Source organism: Lentibacillus amyloliquefaciens (genome assembly GCF_001307805.1).
Lineage (GTDB): Bacteria > Bacillota > Bacilli > Bacillales > Amphibacillaceae > Lentibacillus > Lentibacillus amyloliquefaciens.
Window position 1 is genome coordinate 3184149 of record NZ_CP013862.1, and the last position, 18598, is coordinate 3202746.

Here is an 18598-nt window from a genome sequence, read left to right on the forward strand (position 1 = left end):
CGAAACCGGGGATTTAAGCGCAATAAAAGGGGATGGTTACAATAACGAGCAATAACCATTTAAATGACGCATACCAATCCGAAAAAGAATTGGAATTGGAACTGACGAAAAAGCTGATGGAAAAAGAAGCAAAAATTGACCAAGCGGACAAAGCCATTAAGAATGACAAAAAAGAGCTCAAACATATTGAGGACAGTAAAACATGGAAATACGCGAAACCACTGCAAAAACAAACCGGTTCGAGGAAAAAGCAAAACGCATACATTATGCATATGGAAGAAAAGCTAAAAGAGACTCGGCAAGCTTTGTATGACATGGAGGAAGAAAATAATCGGCTCAGATTGGACAGCCGCAAGCCGGACAGTAACCAGATGCTAAACGCCATCAACGAGGCCAAAAATGATGGGAAGCTGCTGAATTATCTTGGCAAAGTCATCCGGCAAAAGCATAAGCATGAGGCGAACTACAACCAGGTGCTAAGGTATGCAGCCAGGCTTTACATGAACGAACAAGAAGACTTTCGCAACTTGGTTTATTCCAGTGTATTGGCCGGTCTGAAAATGGAGGACATCCCCGAATTTATAATCAGATCTGGTGTGACGGATGATATATCGCTGCGGCCGGCCGTTTCTTTCCGGGCCAGCTTGAATCGGCGCATGCGGCAAATGCAGCTGATGGGCTCACTCCCGGAGTGGGTGTTGGATAACAAGCTGTCGGGTTATTCATTTGCAGACGCCATGGGAATCAGGAGACCGTGGACACCGGAAGAGATATACAGCATGAAGAATCTGCCCGCGCAAGAAAGGATAGTCATTAAACCGGCTGACGGTGCGGGTTCACGTGGTGTCTATCTTGTAAATGATTTTAATGATATAGTAGATATGAAAAGATCGAAAAAACTCGAAAATTGGGATGAACTGAATAGAAGCATGACACATGATCTTGAGTCCGGCTGGGTAACTCATGATGAATGGACTATTGAGGAACTTATTCTGGAAAGCCGAAAGATGCCGGCAAGTGACATTAAATTTTACTGTTTTTATGGCAAAGTAGGCCTTATTCTGGAGATTGTTCGTTATCCTGAGCTCAAATATTGCTGGTGGACCGCCACCGGTGAACGCATCCGGACAGGCAAATACGACCAAAGTTTGTTTAAAGGAAAAGGCGTTTCTCAGCATGAACTGAATGCGGCTTCGGATATAAGCAAAAAGATACCGGCACCGTTCATCCGGATTGATTATCTGCGATCGGAAAATGAATTGGTTTTCGGTGAATTCACGCCAAAGCCGGGAAATTATGATGAATTTGATAAAGCAACTGATCAGTGGCTTGGTGATTATTTTGTGGAAGCAGAAGGCCGGCTAATCAATGATTTGCTGGAAGGGAAGCAATTTGACGATTATATCGAGTTAGCTAACCGCTGAAAATAAAAAAACGTTTTAAACGGAGCTGGGTTATAGGAGGAAGTCTAAATGGTAGAGAACAACACAGAGTGGCTGCCGCATCTGTCCAGTGAAATTATTTCAGAAGCACATGGCAATTTACTGGACGCATATGCTGTCGCCCTTGAAGGCTGGCGGAGAGGACTGACATTACGGTGGCATGTGAAGAATTCGGAAAAATTCAGTGAAATGTATACGTGGTATGTTGATAACCCCGGACAGCTTTTTTCCCTAAGCTCCAAAGACCGGACGCATTATTTTTTCCGGACAAGAGGGGATAAAGTCAGCAATGAAGCTGTGGTAATCGGCAAGGATAAGGAAAAAACAAAACAAACATTAAAAGAAGCTGGAGTCCCCGTTCCGGACGGCAGACAATTCACTGAAGAAGCAACCGATGACACCATCATCGAATATGCAAACGAAATCGGCTATCCCGTTGTACTGAAACCGACAGACGGCAGCTTTGGCAGAGGCGTTATTTCCAATATTACAAGCGCAGGTGAGCTGGGATACTCACTTACATATGTGCGTTCAGAACTGAATTATCCGGATGTCATTATTGAAAGTTATATACCCGGAAAAGAATATCGTCTTTACGTTGTCGGTGACAAGGTAGTGGGTGCAATGAACCGGATTCCACCTAACGTAACAGGTGACGGCGTTAATTCAATCGAATCCTTAATCGAACTGAAAAATAAAGAACGTGAATTGAACCCCCGTCTTGTCAGTTGCCCGATCAATGTAAATGAAGATGTGATTGAATATATGGGTCGGAAAGGCTATTCATTGGCAACTGTACCCGAGCCAGGCGAACAAGTCTTTTTAAGTGATAAAAGCAACATTTCACTCGGTGGCGACCCAGTCGATGTGATAGATGAACTTCCGAACGAAATTAAAGACACAGCAGTCAATGCTATCAAAGCTGTTCCCAGATTGTTTCATGGAGCGGTTGACTTGATTATTCACATTGACAAACCTGCAAGTGAAGCTGGGTTTGTCATCGAACTGAACCCGACAGCCCAACTCGGTGGACTCCTATATCCGATTAAAGGAGAACCCCGTGACATACCGGCTGCCATCATTGATTATTATTTTCCGGAAACAGTAGCGTTAAAGGTCAATAAAAAGCAGACATATTTTGATTTTCAAGATGTTCTGGAGCCGTTGCAATCAAGAGACGCTAACACCACCACTGTCACACCATCCCCTATGGAAAAACTGCATGCCAAAAAATATACCGTCAGCGGGGAGGTTCAGGATATTGGCTATCATCGTGGTTTGCGCAAACAGGCATTTGAACGAGAACTGCATGGATTTGTCATGAATATGGAAAATGGTGATATTGAAGTGGTTGTAGCCGGAACAGATCCTGAAATGGTTGATGATTTCAGAAACGGACTGCTGGAAGATGAAGAACGCTCTCATATTATGGAAATTCAAGTACAGGATTATGAAGAGCCGATTAAGGTCGGTTTTGAAATAAAAGCTGATTTAAAAACACAACGCGAAGAAATAAAGCAATTCAAGCAGGAATTTGAAGTCACCGAATTAGCGATGAAGCGAGCAGAAGTACAGCGCAGAAAGTTTTACGGAAGCTTGTCTTGGCGAGCGACAAAACCAATCAGGCTTGCCGGTGCCCTGCTGAAGAAATTCAAATAAATCGGTTATGGATAACGGAGGATCAAGAGAATGAAAGAGAAACAGGGAATAAGCCTGCCTCAACTTACAAATGACATTGTCAAAAGTGCACGAAAGACCCGCCTTGATGCATTTGCTGTGGCACTGGAAGGCTGGCGCAGAGGCCTCAAATTAAAATGGTATACAAAGGACTCGGAACATTTTAATGACATGATTATTTTCGGAGTCAATCCGCCTGGAAGGTTATTCTCACTCAGTTCTGATAAACGGACCCATTATTTTTTCAGGACGAGAGGTGACAAGGTAACCAATGAAGCGGTGGAAATCGGTTCCGAAAAAGATGATACGAAGGAATGGCTTGACAAAGCGGGCGTACCTGTCCCACAGGGAAAAGGATTTGAAGAGGAAGCGACAGATGAGGAGATTATCCAGTACGCGAAAGGAATTGGCTTTCCACTTGTCTTAAAGCCAACGAATGCCAGCCTCGGGAATGGCGTTGTAACGAATATTCAAAATGAACAAGCGTTCATCAAAGCGATTGATTATGTAAGATATGAATTGGAATATCGGGAAGTAGTTGTAGAGCAGTATGTTGAAGGCAAGGAGTACCGTGTCTATGTTATTGATGGTAAGGCTATCGGAGCGTATAACAGGGTGCCGGCCAATATAATCGGTGACGGGACACACAACATCGAAGAACTGATTGAGCTGAAAAATAATGAGCGTAAGAAAAATGCAAGATTAAACAGCTGCCTGATTAAAATGGATATGGAAATTTTCGAATTCATTCAGTCATCGGGGTATACACTCAAAAGCATCCCTAAAAAGGGAGAGCAAATCTTCCTCAGACAGAAAACCAATATTTCATCCGGAGGCGATCCGATAGATGTCACGGATCAAATGCCAGAACACTACAAGGAAGTTGCTGTTAATGCCCTTAAAGCTGTTCCGGGACTATACCATGGTGGTGTCGATTTGATCGTTAATGGTAATAAAGCAGTGGTGATTGAATTGAATCCAACCGCGCAAATTGGTGGCATACTATACCCGTTGAAAGGGAAATCACGTAACATACCCGGTGCCATCATCGATTATTATTTCCCGGAAACAAAAGGGATGGATACGTCAGACTCCCAAATCTACTTTGATCTTATTGATGTATTGGAACCGTTGGAAAACAGGTCTGCTATTGAGGTGGAGGTTACGTCAGCCCCAATGGGCAAGCTGCATGCGAAGCGTTTTGTTGTAACCGGCACTGTGCAGCGACACAGCTACCATCGCTGGCTAAAGATGCAGGCAATGGACAGAAACTTGCATGGCTATGTCAAAAATATGGTGTTTGATGAAATCGAAATCGTCGTAGCTGGAACGAATAAATCAGACATAACAGAATTCAAAAAAATGATTGATCAGTATACGCAGAGTTCAAAGGTGAAAAATATCGAAGAAGAAGACTTTCATGAACCTGTCATGGTTGGATTTGAAATTGCCGAAGTATATAACACATCTAGTTTAAAATCAACTCAATTTGCACTAAGAAAAATGGAAAAAGATTTGAAGCATATGACGAAGCAAAAGAATCGGATTGAAAAGGACAACCAACAAATTTTGGACAGTACGTCGTGGAGATTCACAGAAGCTTTTAGAAAAATTGGGAGTGCAATAAAGAAAAGCAAATAATATTTAAGGGAGAGAGGGGATTGAATGGAAGAGGCATACCCTAATTGGCTTTCGAAGCAGATGCTTTCCGGTGTGCGCAGGTTTAATATTGATTCATTTCTGGTTGCACTTGAAGGATGGAGAAGAGGGCTTTCTTTGACGTTTTATAGTGAGCACTTCGAGGTTACAGATCTTCAGCTTATCGGGTTTGAGCCGACAGGAAAAACATTCTCCCTCAGCTCAGAAACAAAGAAGCATTACTTCTACAGGTCAAGGGGAGACCGGGTAGCGAACGATGCTGTGGACATCGGCTCCAGTAAAGAAAAAACAAAGGTATATCTCAAAAGAGCAGGAGTTCCAACTTCTGAAGGTTTTAGTTTCTCAAAAGAAAAGGATTTGGAAGACGTCATTCAGTCGTCTATAAAAATCGGATTCCCGCTGGTTGTGAAACCTACCTTTGGAAGTCTTGGCATGGGCGTTATCACTAATATTGATTCAGAGGATAACTTAAGGGACAGCTTAGACTATGTATTTTCCGAATTTGAATACACAGATTTTATTATTGAAAGACATATTATTGGGGAAGATGTCCGTGTGTATGTGACAGGAGATAAGGCGGTTGGTGCCACCAAACGGACTCCTGCCAATGTTACGGGGGATGGCACACACACAATCGAAGAGTTAATTGAATTAAAGAATGAATCAAGAAAATTGAACCCTCAAACATCAACAAGGCTGATAAAGGTCGATGATGATATCCGGAACTTCATGTCTCAGCAAAAATTACAGCTTACCGATATTCCTGAAGAAGGTACGGTTATTTACCTGAAGGGACAGAGCAATATTTCTTCAGGCGGTGATTCGGTCGATGTGACGGAAGAACTGTCAGACGATATTAAAAACACTGCTATAAATGCTGTTAAAGCTATACCCGGATTAAACCAAGCTGGTGTGGATATAATTGTTAATGAAAAGGGTACAGTGATTATTGAAATTAACGCTACTGCCGGAATTTCACTGCATACATTTCCCTTATATGGAGAAGCACAGAATATAGCAGAAAAAATCATTGACTTTTACTTCCCTGAAACGAAAGGAATAGCAGCCGAGAGTTCGGCAATTTTCTTTGACTACAAAGCGATTCTGGAGCTGCTCAGAAGCCGAAGTGTAAAAGCGTTGGAGCTTACAAATGCCCCGGTTGGCAAATTGTTTGCAAAACGATATGTCATCTCAGGAAAAGTACAGGATGTTGGTTTCAGAAGGTGGCTTCAGAAGCAGGCCGTAGCCAGAGGCTTGCATGGGTATACAAGAAATTTACGCAACGGGAAAGTTGTTGTCGTTGTTGGTGACACTGATAAAGCCAATGTTAATGCGTTTAAAGATATTTGCTATGAAGGCCCGGTTCAGGCAGAAGTTAGTGATATTCAGGAATACTTCTGGGATAAACAAATTAAAATAGGGTTTGAAATCAGAAGTATGAATAAAGCCAAGAAGAGTTAATCAAGATGAATTTAAAAGAATAGAAGAAATTTCTTTTTACAACACTGAAGGTCAGAGAGGTATACAGTTATGAATAACGATAATAGCGTTTCTTTGACAGCTGTAGGCGATGTCTTACCACATGGCAGAGTATATGGCGGAACCAAAAAGAAATCTGATTATAAATTTGGTGAGAAATTAGAAAATGCTGCTCATTTATTAGGTAAGACGGATATTACAGTTGCAAATTTAGAAACAATTATTGCTGGTAAAGATATCGGCCTTACTTCTTATCCACGGTTTAATTGCCCGGTGGAATTAGGTTATACGCTGAAAGACATGGGCGTAGACATTGTTAGTATTGCCAATAATCATATGCTGGACCGCGGTGAAGAAGGGTTATTGAAATCCATAAGCAATTTAAAGGAAATTGGTTTGGAGTATGATGGAGGCTATAAATCTTTTGAAGATCGGGACAGATTGCGTATCATTAAGAAAAATGGCCTCAGAATTTGTTTTGTATCTTTCACAAGAGGTACAAACTCTATTGAAATTCCTGAAGACAAGCCATATCTGTCTAACTCTCTGAAAGAAATAAATCCTTTGAAAATATACAGTACACTGAGAAGAATCAAAAAGAACAAGCTTGCTGATGTCATTGTTGCAAATATGCATTTCGGCGAAGAATATCACCTATATCCATCATCCACTCAAAGGGAGATGTCTGCTTCATTAGCTGATGCGGGCGCCGATGTAATACTTGGTCACCATCCACATGTGTTACAGCCACCTGAGTGGATTGAGACGTCCCGCGGAACTAAATCATTTGCCGCTTACTCAATGGGCAACTTCTTTACAGGTCAGAATGGGTTACATAGGCAAATTGGCGCGGTATTGTCATTGGATATTACAAAACCAAGAGAAAACTACACAGGTATTGAAATCAAAAATCCAAAATATGAACTGACCTTTGTAAGTAATGAAAGACACAGAAACTATAAAATTCACGTCTTCCGTGACTGGATAAAAGAAAATAAAGAAATAAAAACTGCAGAATTTGTATTTGACTCTAATCAGGTGTATGAAGACGTAGTCAATAGAATGCGAAAAGAAATTAAATCACTTGAGATCAACTAACGAAATAGGGTGAATTCCAATGGAGAATTATAAAAATTCATGGCTGCCACATTTAAAAGATGCCGTTCCAAAAGCTGCACAAGGAAAAGGAACTTGTATGTATACGATCGCTTTGGAAGGCTGGCGGAGAGGATTAGAGTTAAGATTTATTAAGAAAAAAGGTTCAGGGTTGCTGCGCTCTGTATCTTTTTCATTAAGTGACGGAAAAACCAAACATGTGTTTAGCGGTTCACGTGGAGACTATGTTTCCAGAGAAGCGAAAGAGATATGCAGGGATAAAGGGCTGACAAATCAGTATTTGGAAGAAGCAGACGTTTCTATACCCGGCGGCAAACTTTTTGAAGCAGGCACCGCACTCAAGTCTATGATCAGTTATGCTAAAAGACTGGGCTTTCCGGTAGTCGTAAAGCCTAGTGACTCTGAGGGTGGCGGTGTCGGTGTCAAAACTAACATAAAAGATGAAGATGAGTTGAAGGAAGTTTTAAAAAAAGTTAAAGCCAATGAAAGAAATACGATCATCGAAAGGTTTTTTACGGGCGATGACTTTAGAGTTTATGTTCTTGAAGATAAAGTAATAGGCGCTTTCCAAAGAAGGGCTGCTAGTGTTGTTGGGAACGGGAAATCGGATATCAGCACATTACTTGAACAGAAGAACAAAGAAAGGCAAAAAAGTCCGTTCTTATCATCCAATAAAATCAAAATTGATCAGTCAATGAAAGGTTTCCTGCAAGAAAAAGGCTTAACACCATCGTATGTCCCCAAAAAAGATGAAAGAGTATTTCTGAGGCGCAACGGAGAATATTTTGGTCAGCGAGATTCAGTAAATGTAACGGATGAACTTCCACAAAAAATGAAGGGTATAGCCATTTCGGCAGTACAAGCGATACCGGGGCTACTGCATGGCGGGGTTGATATGCTTATCAACCTTGATACAAACGAAGGTGTTGTTAACGAGATTAATTCAAGAGCCCAAATCAGTAATCACGTATTTCCAATCGAAGGTAAAGCAATTGATATCCCCAAACATATCATTGATTATTACTTCCCGGAGACTAAGAACGATAAGGCAACGGATGTTAAATACATTTTTGATTTTAAAACAGTCGTTGATAGTTTTGAATCAGGCACTGCAAAAGAGATTAAAATACCACCGATTCCGGCTGGTCTGAAAACAGTGAGGCGTTATGTTGTAACAGGAAACAATTTTAATAACAAATATCGCAAATGGCTGCAGCGGCAGGCGTTGGAAAGGAATCTGGATGGTTATGTCAGAACGATCGACAACAACAGTATATCCATTGTCGTTGCAGGGTCAGAATACGTGGTCAAGTCGTTTAAAGATGTAATCAAGGAATCATCCCCAAAACCAGCAATTATAAGAAATGTAAAAGGGATGATGTTTAATAAACCGGTTAAGGTAGGGTTTGAACTAAGGCAGAATACCAGGAGAAATAGAGAGATAAAACAGAAAACGTCACAACAAAAACCCGTGCAACAGAAAAAGAAGAAACAGAAAAAGCAATCTTTTGCGTTTAGAGTGATTAAATTTCCTTTTAGGGTATTAAGAAAAATTAAGAATAAAATAGTGTGAAAAAGGGGTTGTTGATAATGTCAACAACCCTAATTTTTACTGTCACTTTCTGTTTTGGCAAGTCTGTATTTATAATGCTCGGATTTTATTAAGGCGATATCTCCCATGGCGAATTCATGACCAGGTGCAGTGTTGACCTCGAATAAGTATGGGTTTCCAGCTTTATCGATTCCGAGGTCAATCCCCATGGACGTTATTTTTTTATTAAAGATCTGTTCCATTTTATAAGGTAATTTATTGCCTATTTCCCTTAGAGAGTCCCTGACTGCTTCCCAGTTTTCATAATTCGCTTTCAGGTAAGGCGTTAATTCACTGACACTGCCGCCCTGTGCAACATTTGACACGATTTTTTGGCCGGTACCGATTCTGATTAGATATACTGCTGCCTGCCATTTATTAACCCCGTTTCTCTCAAGGCGTATTCTGCAATCAAAGGGTTCACCGTTTTTAGTTCTTGAATTAATATGCTTTTGAAAAATATACCGTTCTTTATTGATATCATTTTTAAAGAAATGTTTAAGTTTGCGTTTGTTTAATTTTATATCCTGGTTTTCGTAGGTCAGTATGTAATGACGTTTAGTTTGGGAAAGCATGTAAATGCCTTCACCCCTTTGGCCAAGTTTTGGTTTGATAATAATGGTCCCGTGTTTTTTTAAAAAGCTATAGAATGTTTTAAAATCTATAATACTTTCTGTTGGTATGATTAAATGAGCAAATTCGCCATCCTCTAAAACTTTTTTATTCACGACATCTTTCGGAGCGAACTTGCCAGAAGATAAAGTGCTTCTAGTCCTTAGGAAATTCATTACCTTTTTATGTTTAAAGCAATACACGTTGATATCGATAAACTCAGGTATTGGAACCTCTTTGCGCACCCATTTGTTCTCAATAAGCATCAAACCGTTTATGATTTCTTGTTCCACATCCACATCATTAGCGGTGAAATAGACCAGGTCAATCTTGTTGTATTTGGTAGCTTTAGCAACAAGTCTTACAAATTTTTGGGGTTTTTTAATATTTCGCATGTATCCAACTATCATTATGTGTTCCTTCCCTTCAATACTGTCTGCATTAGGGTTCCCCTATTTTTGTTAAGTAACATAAATATTTGAATATCCGTATACAAAGGGGAAAAGTTTTGATAAACTATTTTGTGATGTAGTTTTGTGCTAATATTGTCAAATTCTTGGGATGATATACTAGGAACTTGTCAATTCAGCTTAACATGAAATGCATCATGAACTATAATAATATTATTTGAATAAGGAGGTGTAAATATGTCGAAAAGACTGTTTTTCGTGTTTATGGTATTTTTGTTTTCCTTATCCACTGCCTTCACTTCTAATGCTAATGCAGCCGATACCGATAGCAATACAGATGATGGTTGCATAGCAATTAATTTGAACGAGTTTAATAGTGATGCTAAACAAAGATACATAGACTTAGCAGATAAATATAAATCTGATTCATGTTCAAAAAAGGAAAATGCGGACTTGGAGGATGACGGAGATAATACCACCAAAGACGATGAAGAAGTTATTTATTTAGACAAGAATGCACTCACTGAAGCAGAAAGAAAAGAATTTATAGATCCTTATCTGGCTAAAAAAGAAGCATCACAAGACGTCTCAAAGGATCAGCAGCCAACTGATCAAAAACCGGATGTATCAGGGAAAGAAAATAATAATACAGCCGACAATGGCCAAGAGGGAGATAAAGCAGAGGAATCACCTGAGGGAGAAAACAACGATGAATCAGCTGAGCAACAAGATGAAAAATTAGATGATCAACAAAACTCACAAGATAAACAGCAGGATGAAGAAAAAGCAGAAGAAGTTGATAAGGCAGAGAATAAAACAAATGAAAGCAAGCCAGCTGAGTCAGACGAGAAAAAAACTGACGAACAGCAGGGAAAACAAGATGAATCAAATAAAGCCAAAGCTTCAATTTCCGGCGTCAAAAATGACAGCCACAATAATATGAGAGCTAAATCTAGCGACAATTTCCTTCAAAAAGGGGATAGAAGTACTAGAGTACTAGAGTTGAAACGAAAATTGAAAGAATTAGGCTTTGATGGTTACGGCATGATTCTTACCGAGTACTTTGGCGATGGCACGGAAAAGAACGTCCGTGATTTCCAAGAGTTTTACCGTCAGAAAGTGACTGGTGTTGCCGATCAAAAAGTATTTGATCAGATCGACTTTCTGCTCCCGAACCCGTTCAGCAATGGTAAACGTCATGTCGACACAATTGAGTTCAAGAAAGATTTGAAAGAATTGGGTTTTGACGGATATGGTATGAAACTAACGCATTATTATGGCGATGGCACAGAGAAGAACGTCCGTGATTTCCAAGAGTTTTACCGTCAGAAAGTGACTGGTGTTGCCGAACAAAAAGTATTTGATCAGATTGACTTTCTGCTCCCGAACCCATTTAGCAATGGCAGACGTCATGTAGACACAATCGAGTTCAAGAAAGATTTGGCTGAGCTTGGCTTTGATAATTACGGAATGTTATTAACCCACTTCTACGGTGATGGCACAGAAAAGAACGTGCGTGATTTTCAAAGAGCATACCAGCTGCCTGTAACCGGAATTGCTGATAAAGCTACATTTAATAAGATTGAATCCGTGCTCAGTGGTGATAACCGTCACGATGACGATGTACTTAGCAGAGGTGACAGAAGCACCAAAGTGCTGGAAATGAAACAGGACCTCGTTAAATTAGGTTTTGACGGGTATGGCATGCTGCAGACGAAGTATTTCGGCGATGGTACTGAGAAGAATCTTAAGGATTTTCAGGAATTTTACCGTCAGAAAGTAACAGGTGTTGCCGGACAGGAAGTATTCGATCAGATTGATTTTCTGCTCCCGAACCCGTTCAGCAATGGTAAACGTCATGTAGATACAATCGAATTGAAGAAAGATTTGATTGAACTTGGTTTTGACAATTATGGCATGAAACTGACGCATTTTTACGGCGACGGAACGGAAAAGAACGTTCGTGATTTTCAGGAATTTTACCGTCAGAAAGTGACGGGTGCTGCCAACCAGGAAGTATTCGACCAGATTGATTTTCTGCTCCGAACCCGTTCAGCAATGGTAAACGTCATGTAGATACAATCGAATTGAAGAAAGATTTGATTGAACTTGGTTTTGACAATTATGGCATGAAACTGACGCATTTCTACGGCGAGGGCACAGAAAAGAACGTCCGTGATTTCCAGAATTTTTACCGTCAAAAAGTAACGGGTGTCGCCGGTCAGAAGGTACTTGACCAGATTGATTTTCTGCTCCCGAACCCGTTCAGCAATGGTAAACGTCATGTAGATACAATCGAATTGAAGAAAGATTTGATTGAACTTGGTTTTGACAACTATGGCATGAAACTGACGCATTTCTACGGCGAGGGCACAGAAAAGAACGTCCGTGATTTTCAAGAATTTTATCGTCAGGAAGTGACAGGTGTTGCCAGCCAGGGGGTCTTCGATCAGATTGATTTTCTGCTGCCGGATCCATTCAGTAATGGAAAGCGCCATATGAATACAGTAGCACTCAAAGAAGATTTAAGAAAACTTGGTTTTGACAATTATGGCATGAAACTGACGCATTTTTATGGTGATGGTACAGAAAAAAATGTAAAGGATTTTCAGAGGAGTTACAATCTGAATGTTACCGGAATTGTCGATGAAGTTACAATGAAGGTTATAACAAATGGACTGCAAGGAACAAGTTATACATCATATGATTTATCGTTGAATGAAGCGCAAAATATACAAATGTCAGCCGAACCTCAAACCGATCAGGCATATGCTTATGTGTCCAAGACATGGGTGAACAACGGTGTTGTGACAGCAAGTGCACTTAATGTACGAACGGGTCCTGGTACTGATTATAAGGACATTGGAACGCTTTACAATGGAGCAAGCGTTGACGTTCTTGATGAAGTGGATGGCTGGTATGTTATAAGACATAATGACGGGCAGCAATGGGTGAAGGCTACACCAACTGACGTACGCTATTACCTCAACCCGGATAATTTCATTGATAATGCCGTACAGAGATTTCAATTTTTGGATTTGGCCAAACCTAGTAATGCTTCAGCAACTGAGCTGAATAATTATTTGCAGAACAAAGGTATTCTTGCTAGTAAGGGACAGGCTTTCATTAATGCTTCCAATATTAATGGAATTAATGATATCTATCTGGCTTCACATGCGGCACTTGAAACAGGCAATGGGACATCGACACTTGCCACCGGCGTTCCTGTTGATGAAGATGGCAATATAACCAGAGATTCAAACGGCCAAATTGCCAAGACAAATAAAACTGCCGCTACGGTATATAACATGTTTGGAATTGGTGCAAATGATAATTGTGCACTTTCCTGCGGGGCAAAAAGAGCGTTTCAGGAAGGGTGGACAACACCTGAACAAGCAATCGTCGGCGGTGCCGCCTTTATTGGAACCAGTTATATCAGAGACGGACAAAATACACTTTACAAAATGCGGTGGAATCCTCTAGTAATGGATAATACCGGAAACTTTGGCCCTCAGTACGCAACCGATATTGGGTGGGCATCCAAACAGGTAACGACTATATCTAACCTTTATGATCAATTAGGCATAACGACATTAAATCTGGAAATTCCAAAGTACAATTAATTTTTAATTTTGCTTGCATGACCTGTTAGTAGGTTATGCAAGTTTTCATGTTAAGGCGTGTCTGTTTAGTGAAAATAGCTAAAAATTCAGCGGAATTATATAAATATTCCATTAATAGCAAAAATCACAGCAATGTTTTATCAGTCCCCTGGTATAGATATCACCTATATAAGACCATGGGATGTGGATATAAAAACAATGCCTTTTAACCTATGATAAGAAAAATGCCATAAATAAAGAGCGGCTGCACCGAGAATTGCTTAAGGATGAAGATTTTGCCAATCTTGTCATTCCGACTACAAAAGTGAGTAGTTTTGGTGATATTGAGGAATTTTTATTAAAATACCTATCTATAGTATGAAACCAATCACGGGCGAACGGGGTAGAGGGATATATATATTTTAAGAAAACATGCAGCTGAATACATACTTGGTTATGAGAAGGAAGAACGAACAAGAATTACCAGGGATGCGTTAGTCGAGCACTACTGGACAACAAAAGGTATATTTTGCAGAAATATATATCATCAAAAACGATTGACGGAAATCCATTCGATTGCCGAATACATGTAGAAAAGAATAGACAAAGACAGTGGCAGGCAGCACGTAATTTCATCAGGATCGGGATTGGTCAAAAAGTTATCTCAAATGTTAATCAGGGTTGCGGTATCAGTGATGTGGAACCGTTCCTGAAAGCCAAATTTGGAGAGAAATGGGAAGAAATTAAAAAAAACACCAATAATGTCAATCGGATTCGATGTAGCGATTAATCAGGATGGTGAACTGTACCTGTTTGAATCAAATGGTGCCCCAACGACTGATCCTCTTTTAGCGCAAGCGGCACTGTTGAGAACGGACTATTATTTGTATGTGCTTGAAACGGAATAGATAAAGACTTAATAGCTGAATTCCAGGGAAGTATAGGCATGAATTTGGGTCAGCTTAAGCGTAAGCTGGATCAGGTCAAAAAGGAAAAAGCGCTGTATGAGAAAAGATACACTGCCATTAAAAACAGCAAAGCATGGAAGGCTACTGCCCCCGTGCGAGAAGTGGGCAAATTTGTAAAAAACAAGATCAGATCCAAACAGTAGCAATGATTATTTCGCAAATTCAATACTTAGCAACTGGTACGAACATTCCTACCTCGTTGATGCCGCTTTTCTTTATTATTTATAATAGAGATTAGGCTATCACAACTGAGGAGGAATTTTTTTATGCAGCGATTAATGTGTAAGGGGAAATTGCACAGAGTGAGAGTAACAGAAGCTGATCTTGATTATGTGGGAAGTATTACAATCGATTCGAAATTTATGAAAGAAGCAGATATCAAACCATATGAAATGGTGCAGATAACCAATCTGAAAAATGCCACCAGATGGAAGACATACGCTCTTCCTGCACCTGAGGGATCGAAAAGGATTTGTCTGAACGGACCACCTGCGCATTTATTTTCACCGGGTGACATTGTGATTATCCTAAGCATGGCACAAATGTCAGAGGAGGAAATAAAAGATTGGAAACCTAGAGTTGTCTTTTTCGATGAAAACAACGAGATTACAAGCATCAAAGAGGATAATTTGAATTGGCCGGAAGAGGCAAGTATCCAGTAGCATATCTGATGAACGTTATTTTGCGCCGCGGTGATCCTTGAAGACTTCATAGCCACCTTTTAATACTTGATTACGCCATTTAAAAATTATGCAACAGGGAGGTTTTGGGATGAATTTTTGGTTTATTTGTAAAGCATGCGGAAAAACGATCGATTTTCAGTTAAAGCAAAGCAAATGTCCATGCAGTGGAACGCTGCAGGTTGAATACGACTTGGGACGCGTCAGTCATACTTTCACGAAGGAATCGTTGAAAAATCGTGTGACGAGCATGTGGCGGTACAAAGAATTGCTGCCGATAGAAAATCCACAACATATTGTTTCGTTAGGAGAGGGATGGACACCGCTTATTCGGATGCACCGGGCAGAAGAGAAATATCCCGTGAAGAAGCTATGGGTCAAACGAGAAGAACAAAATCCCACAGGAAGCTTTAAGGCACGCGGATTTTCATCGGCACTATCAATTGCCAACGAGTATGGCATTAAAAAGGTAGCTGTCAATTCAAATGGAAATGCGGCTTCTGCATTAGCTGCCTATGCAAGCAATGCCGGAATGGATAGCTATGTTTTTGTCCCGAAGGATTGTCCCGGATTAATTGTTGAAGAATGTCTTCAATATGGTGCAGATACGTATTTAGTCGATGGTCTGATCCATAACGCCGGCAAAGTGATTGAAGATGGGGAATCAGAACAAGACTGGTACAATGTCGGCACACTGAAAGAACCCGGAAGATCAGAGGGCAAAAAAACAATGGGGCTGGAATTAGCTGAACAATTAAACTGGACACTTCCTGATGTTATTATTTATCCAACCGGTGGGGGTTCCGGTGTGATCGGTATATGGAATGCCTTAAACCAATTGAAACAACTTGGGTTCATCGAAGGCGACTTGCCGCGGATCGTCAGTGTTCAAGAAGAGGGCTGTCAGCCTCTCGTCGATGCTATTGAAAAGGGAACATCGTTTAATTCACAAACGCAGGATGTCAGTTCCAATCCTACAGGTATGCGGGTGCCGAATCCACCAGATGGGGAACTGATCGTTTCCATTCTTCGTGAGTCGGAAGGGACTGCGGTTGCAGTATCAAAAGACGACATTAAAGAAGCTCAAGGCGCGTTTGGAAAACAAGGGATATCATCATCACCGGAAGGCGCGGCAACCTGGGCAGCGTTTACCAGATTAATTGACAGTGGCTGGATCAGGAAGGATGATGAAGTTGTTTTATTCAACACCTCACATGCATTGAAGTATTTGGCCTGGGATCAGGTTCAGGCTCCAGTTATTGAGACCTATAAGGATATGGTAAATAGCGGTGTCGCAACTTAATGATGAATTTTTGTGATAACTTTTTAATCGATATGAAGACGAATCGTTTTAGAATGATGATATGGAGGCATGACCTAAATGTTGGATTACCCTGTAACCTATCGTGACTTTTCGGACGTTCCATTTATGAACTACGAACCAAGCGATGACACAAAAGGAGCATTGGAAGTTCTGCGATGGGGATATGAATCATATGGCGATTCCCTTGTTTATGCCTGCAGCTTTGGTGCTGAGGGAATGGTCCTGATTGATATGATCTCCAAGGTTAAAAACGATGCTAAAATTGTTTTTCTTGATACCGAGATTCATTTTCAGGAAACCTATGATTTAATTGATGACGTTAAGGAAAAGTATCCAGAACTTCGGATAGAGTTAAAAAAACCGGAATTGACGCTTGATGAACAAGCTGAGCAATATGGATCGGCACTGTGGAATCGAAAGCCCGATCAATGCTGCTTTATACGAAAAATAAAACCGCTTGAGGAAGCGTTAAGTGGAGCGGTTGCCTGGCTGTCCGGACTGCGGAGGGATCAGTCACCTGCCCGCAGTAATACTGAATTTGTCAATAAGGATGAACGGTTTAAGTCCGTCAAAATTTGCCCATTAATCCACTGGACCTGGGATAACGTTTGGTCATATATCCGGGAACACAATTTGCCTTATAATGAATTGCATGATCAGGGATATCCGAGTATCGGCTGCATCCCGTGCACTTCCAAGGTAACAGATTCTGATGATTTGCGATCAGGCAGATGGGCAGGTCTTAATAAAACGGAGTGCGGCATTCATACTTCTTAAAAGGGATACGGCCACATGTGGTGAAAATTTATTGAATGAACAGCGAGTGTGCGAGTGGTATTTCTTTGATTTGGGGCTGTTGGGGGAGTTAGGCAGGCTCTCAAGTTAGGGCTGCCGCACAAGTTTGGGTAGTTCTCGCGCGAGTCGGTGCCACTTTCGCTCGATTTAATCCGTTTGTCGCTCGTTTTGATGACGATTCCGCACGAGTTCCTGTTGTTCTCACTCGAGTTTGTGCTGCTTTCGCACAAGTTGTGACGATTGCCGCACGGTTTGCGGCGCACGAGAAGGAGCGCATATTACTACTCAGGCAATACAGCCGTATCTTTTGTGCGCGATAGACTCCCCATGCCTCTCATAGCAGTAAGACGTCAGGCCTCACTTATTGATGTCATTTTTTCCTCGATAGTTTAATATTAAATGAATACATATCTGATCGATAGGAAGCGAGTTCGTATTCAATAAAGTTGCTATTGACATCATTTAGGTTTCTTTCGGCAACGAGCATGCTAGTGCTTGCCGGTACCTCCAATAGTCTCGCATCATCTTTGGCGATTCGCTCTGATCTAATATTCTGATCTGCTTCAATCGAAAGCACACCCAATTCCTGCTCAAGCAGGTCGTATAAGGAGACTTTGTTTAAGTCATATTTCATAATGTTTTCACCGATTTCAACAGGATAATAGTTGTTTTCGACCCCAATTGGTATGTGGTCGGCATAGCGGATTCGCTTAATATGGACAGCTTCTGTCAGGCCGATCATTTTCTGTAGATGCTTGGGTAATTGAACACCCTCTGCCTTAACAAGCTTTGCGCCGGGTTCCATTCCCATGTGCTGGATGGTTTCGGAGGTGCTGCTCAGGCTGCCCAGCCAGTCATTGATTGGCTTGATGGCGACAAATGTACCTCTGCCGGGCTTTTTCTCAAGCGTACCTTCTTGTTTCAGTGCATCAATCGCTTGTCTGACAGTGCTGCGGCTGACGTAATATTCATCGATCAGTTCACGCTCGCTAGGAATCTTGCCGGTGTAAACGCCATCCATTATTTTTTCTTCAATACGTTCTTTAAGCTGGATGTAAAGCGGTATCGAATTCGTGTAGTTCAATGCCATCATAGTCCTCCGTTATTGTGGATTTGAAGTCTCTAATCCTGATAAACATAGTTTAACATAAAATAGAATGGGTAGTTACAAAAATAGAAGTGTCTATCAGCATAAAATATGATAGAATCAATATAGGAGATTCACTAATATAAATCGGAGCAG

Annotated in this window: 15 protein-coding genes; 13 read left to right on the plus strand and 2 right to left on the minus strand. The window is 40.9% G+C overall.

All coding sequences use genetic code 11. From position 1 onward, the window contains the following. The first annotated feature begins 32 nt into the window (after positions 1-32). The 6 genes from AOX59_RS15990 (at position 33) to AOX59_RS16015 (ending at position 8946) form a co-directional block, all read left to right on the plus strand. Positions 33-1424 (plus strand): ATP-grasp fold amidoligase family protein, encoded by a 1392-nt coding sequence (locus tag AOX59_RS15990; RefSeq protein WP_068446934.1) that lies wholly within the window; start codon positions 33-35, stop codon positions 1422-1424. 48 nt (positions 1425-1472) lie between these two features. Further along, positions 1473-3101, plus strand: coding sequence for an acylphosphatase (locus tag AOX59_RS15995; RefSeq protein ID WP_068446936.1), 1629 nt, complete (start codon positions 1473-1475; stop codon positions 3099-3101). Positions 3102-3131: 30 nt separating this feature from the next. Beyond that, positions 3132-4760, plus strand: coding sequence for an acylphosphatase (locus AOX59_RS16000; RefSeq protein WP_068446938.1), 1629 nt, complete (start codon positions 3132-3134; stop codon positions 4758-4760). Between the two features lie 24 nt (positions 4761-4784). Next, entirely contained in the window at positions 4785-6239 is a 1455-nt protein-coding gene (locus tag AOX59_RS16005) for an acylphosphatase (protein ID WP_068446941.1), read from the plus strand. 69 nt (positions 6240-6308) lie between these two features. Further along, positions 6309-7355 (plus strand): CapA family protein, encoded by a 1047-nt coding sequence (locus AOX59_RS16010; protein WP_068446942.1) that lies wholly within the window; start codon positions 6309-6311, stop codon positions 7353-7355. A gap of 19 nt (positions 7356-7374) precedes the next feature. Continuing rightward, the gene (locus tag AOX59_RS16015; protein WP_068446943.1) at positions 7375-8946 is read left to right on the plus strand and encodes an acylphosphatase; all 1572 of its coding nucleotides are present in this window, start codon (positions 7375-7377) and stop codon (positions 8944-8946) included. A gap of 29 nt (positions 8947-8975) precedes the next feature. Here AOX59_RS16015 and AOX59_RS16020 read toward each other — a convergent pair whose 3' ends face one another. Continuing rightward, positions 8976-9971: a YheC/YheD family protein gene (locus tag AOX59_RS16020; RefSeq protein ID WP_169792887.1), complete on the minus strand. Its 996-nt coding sequence runs from the start codon at positions 9969-9971 to the stop codon at positions 8976-8978. Positions 9972-10223: 252 nt separating this feature from the next. Between AOX59_RS16020 and AOX59_RS16025 the strand changes: the two genes are divergently transcribed. From AOX59_RS16025 to AOX59_RS16050, 7 genes are all read left to right on the plus strand, one after another. After that, positions 10224-12062, plus strand: a complete 1839-nt coding sequence (locus tag AOX59_RS16025) for a peptidoglycan-binding domain-containing protein (RefSeq protein WP_068446946.1) — start codon at positions 10224-10226, stop codon at positions 12060-12062. Positions 12063-12073: 11 nt separating this feature from the next. Beyond that, positions 12074-13609, plus strand: coding sequence for a peptidoglycan-binding protein (locus AOX59_RS16030; protein WP_068446948.1), 1536 nt, complete (start codon positions 12074-12076; stop codon positions 13607-13609). Positions 13610-14117: 508 nt separating this feature from the next. After that, positions 14118-14378, plus strand: coding sequence for a YheC/YheD family protein (locus AOX59_RS20765; RefSeq protein ID WP_068446950.1), 261 nt, complete (start codon positions 14118-14120; stop codon positions 14376-14378). Further along, positions 14350-14496, plus strand: a complete 147-nt coding sequence (locus AOX59_RS19820) for a hypothetical protein (protein WP_156418732.1) — start codon at positions 14350-14352, stop codon at positions 14494-14496. Before AOX59_RS20765 ends, AOX59_RS19820 begins: the two co-directional genes overlap by 29 nt. Positions 14497-14822: 326 nt before the next feature. Then, complete coding sequence (panD, locus tag AOX59_RS16040; RefSeq protein ID WP_068446951.1) at positions 14823-15218, plus strand: aspartate 1-decarboxylase; 396 nt, start codon at positions 14823-14825, stop codon at positions 15216-15218. 109 nt (positions 15219-15327) lie between these two features. After that, complete coding sequence (locus tag AOX59_RS16045; protein WP_068446953.1) at positions 15328-16539, plus strand: threonine synthase; 1212 nt, start codon at positions 15328-15330, stop codon at positions 16537-16539. Positions 16540-16617: 78 nt separating this feature from the next. Next, the gene (locus AOX59_RS16050; RefSeq protein ID WP_068446955.1) at positions 16618-17337 is read left to right on the plus strand and encodes a phosphoadenylyl-sulfate reductase; all 720 of its coding nucleotides are present in this window, start codon (positions 16618-16620) and stop codon (positions 17335-17337) included. A gap of 388 nt (positions 17338-17725) precedes the next feature. Here the strand turns inward: AOX59_RS16050 and AOX59_RS16055 are convergent, their stop codons facing one another. Then, positions 17726-18448: a GntR family transcriptional regulator gene (locus AOX59_RS16055; RefSeq protein WP_068446957.1), complete on the minus strand. Its 723-nt coding sequence runs from the start codon at positions 18446-18448 to the stop codon at positions 17726-17728. Between the last annotated feature and the right edge of the window lie 150 nt (positions 18449-18598).

What these genes read in the sequence shown, in the direction of transcription:
- AOX59_RS16000 (WP_068446938.1), top strand. Translation starts at nt 3,132, where the DNA reads ATGAAAGAGAAACAGGGAATAAGCCTGCCTCAACTTACAAATGACATT.
- AOX59_RS16015 (WP_068446943.1), top strand. Translation starts at nt 7,375, where the DNA reads ATGGAGAATTATAAAAATTCATGGCTGCCACATTTAAAAGATGCCGTT.
- AOX59_RS16055 (WP_068446957.1), bottom strand. Translation starts at nt 18,448, where the DNA reads ATGATGGCATTGAACTACACGAATTCGATACCGCTTTACATCCAGCTT.
- AOX59_RS15995 (WP_068446936.1), top strand. Translation starts at nt 1,473, where the DNA reads ATGGTAGAGAACAACACAGAGTGGCTGCCGCATCTGTCCAGTGAAATT.
- panD (WP_068446951.1), top strand. Translation starts at nt 14,823, where the DNA reads ATGCAGCGATTAATGTGTAAGGGGAAATTGCACAGAGTGAGAGTAACA.
- AOX59_RS16025 (WP_068446946.1), top strand. Translation starts at nt 10,224, where the DNA reads ATGTCGAAAAGACTGTTTTTCGTGTTTATGGTATTTTTGTTTTCCTTA.
- AOX59_RS15990 (WP_068446934.1), top strand. Translation starts at nt 33, where the DNA reads ATGGTTACAATAACGAGCAATAACCATTTAAATGACGCATACCAATCC.
- AOX59_RS16020 (WP_169792887.1), bottom strand. Translation starts at nt 9,971, where the DNA reads ATGCGAAATATTAAAAAACCCCAAAAATTTGTAAGACTTGTTGCTAAA.
- AOX59_RS19820 (WP_156418732.1), top strand. Translation starts at nt 14,350, where the DNA reads ATGTCAATCGGATTCGATGTAGCGATTAATCAGGATGGTGAACTGTAC.
- AOX59_RS16045 (WP_068446953.1), top strand. Translation starts at nt 15,328, where the DNA reads ATGAATTTTTGGTTTATTTGTAAAGCATGCGGAAAAACGATCGATTTT.
- AOX59_RS16005 (WP_068446941.1), top strand. Translation starts at nt 4,785, where the DNA reads ATGGAAGAGGCATACCCTAATTGGCTTTCGAAGCAGATGCTTTCCGGT.
- AOX59_RS16050 (WP_068446955.1), top strand. Translation starts at nt 16,618, where the DNA reads ATGTTGGATTACCCTGTAACCTATCGTGACTTTTCGGACGTTCCATTT.
- AOX59_RS16010 (WP_068446942.1), top strand. Translation starts at nt 6,309, where the DNA reads ATGAATAACGATAATAGCGTTTCTTTGACAGCTGTAGGCGATGTCTTA.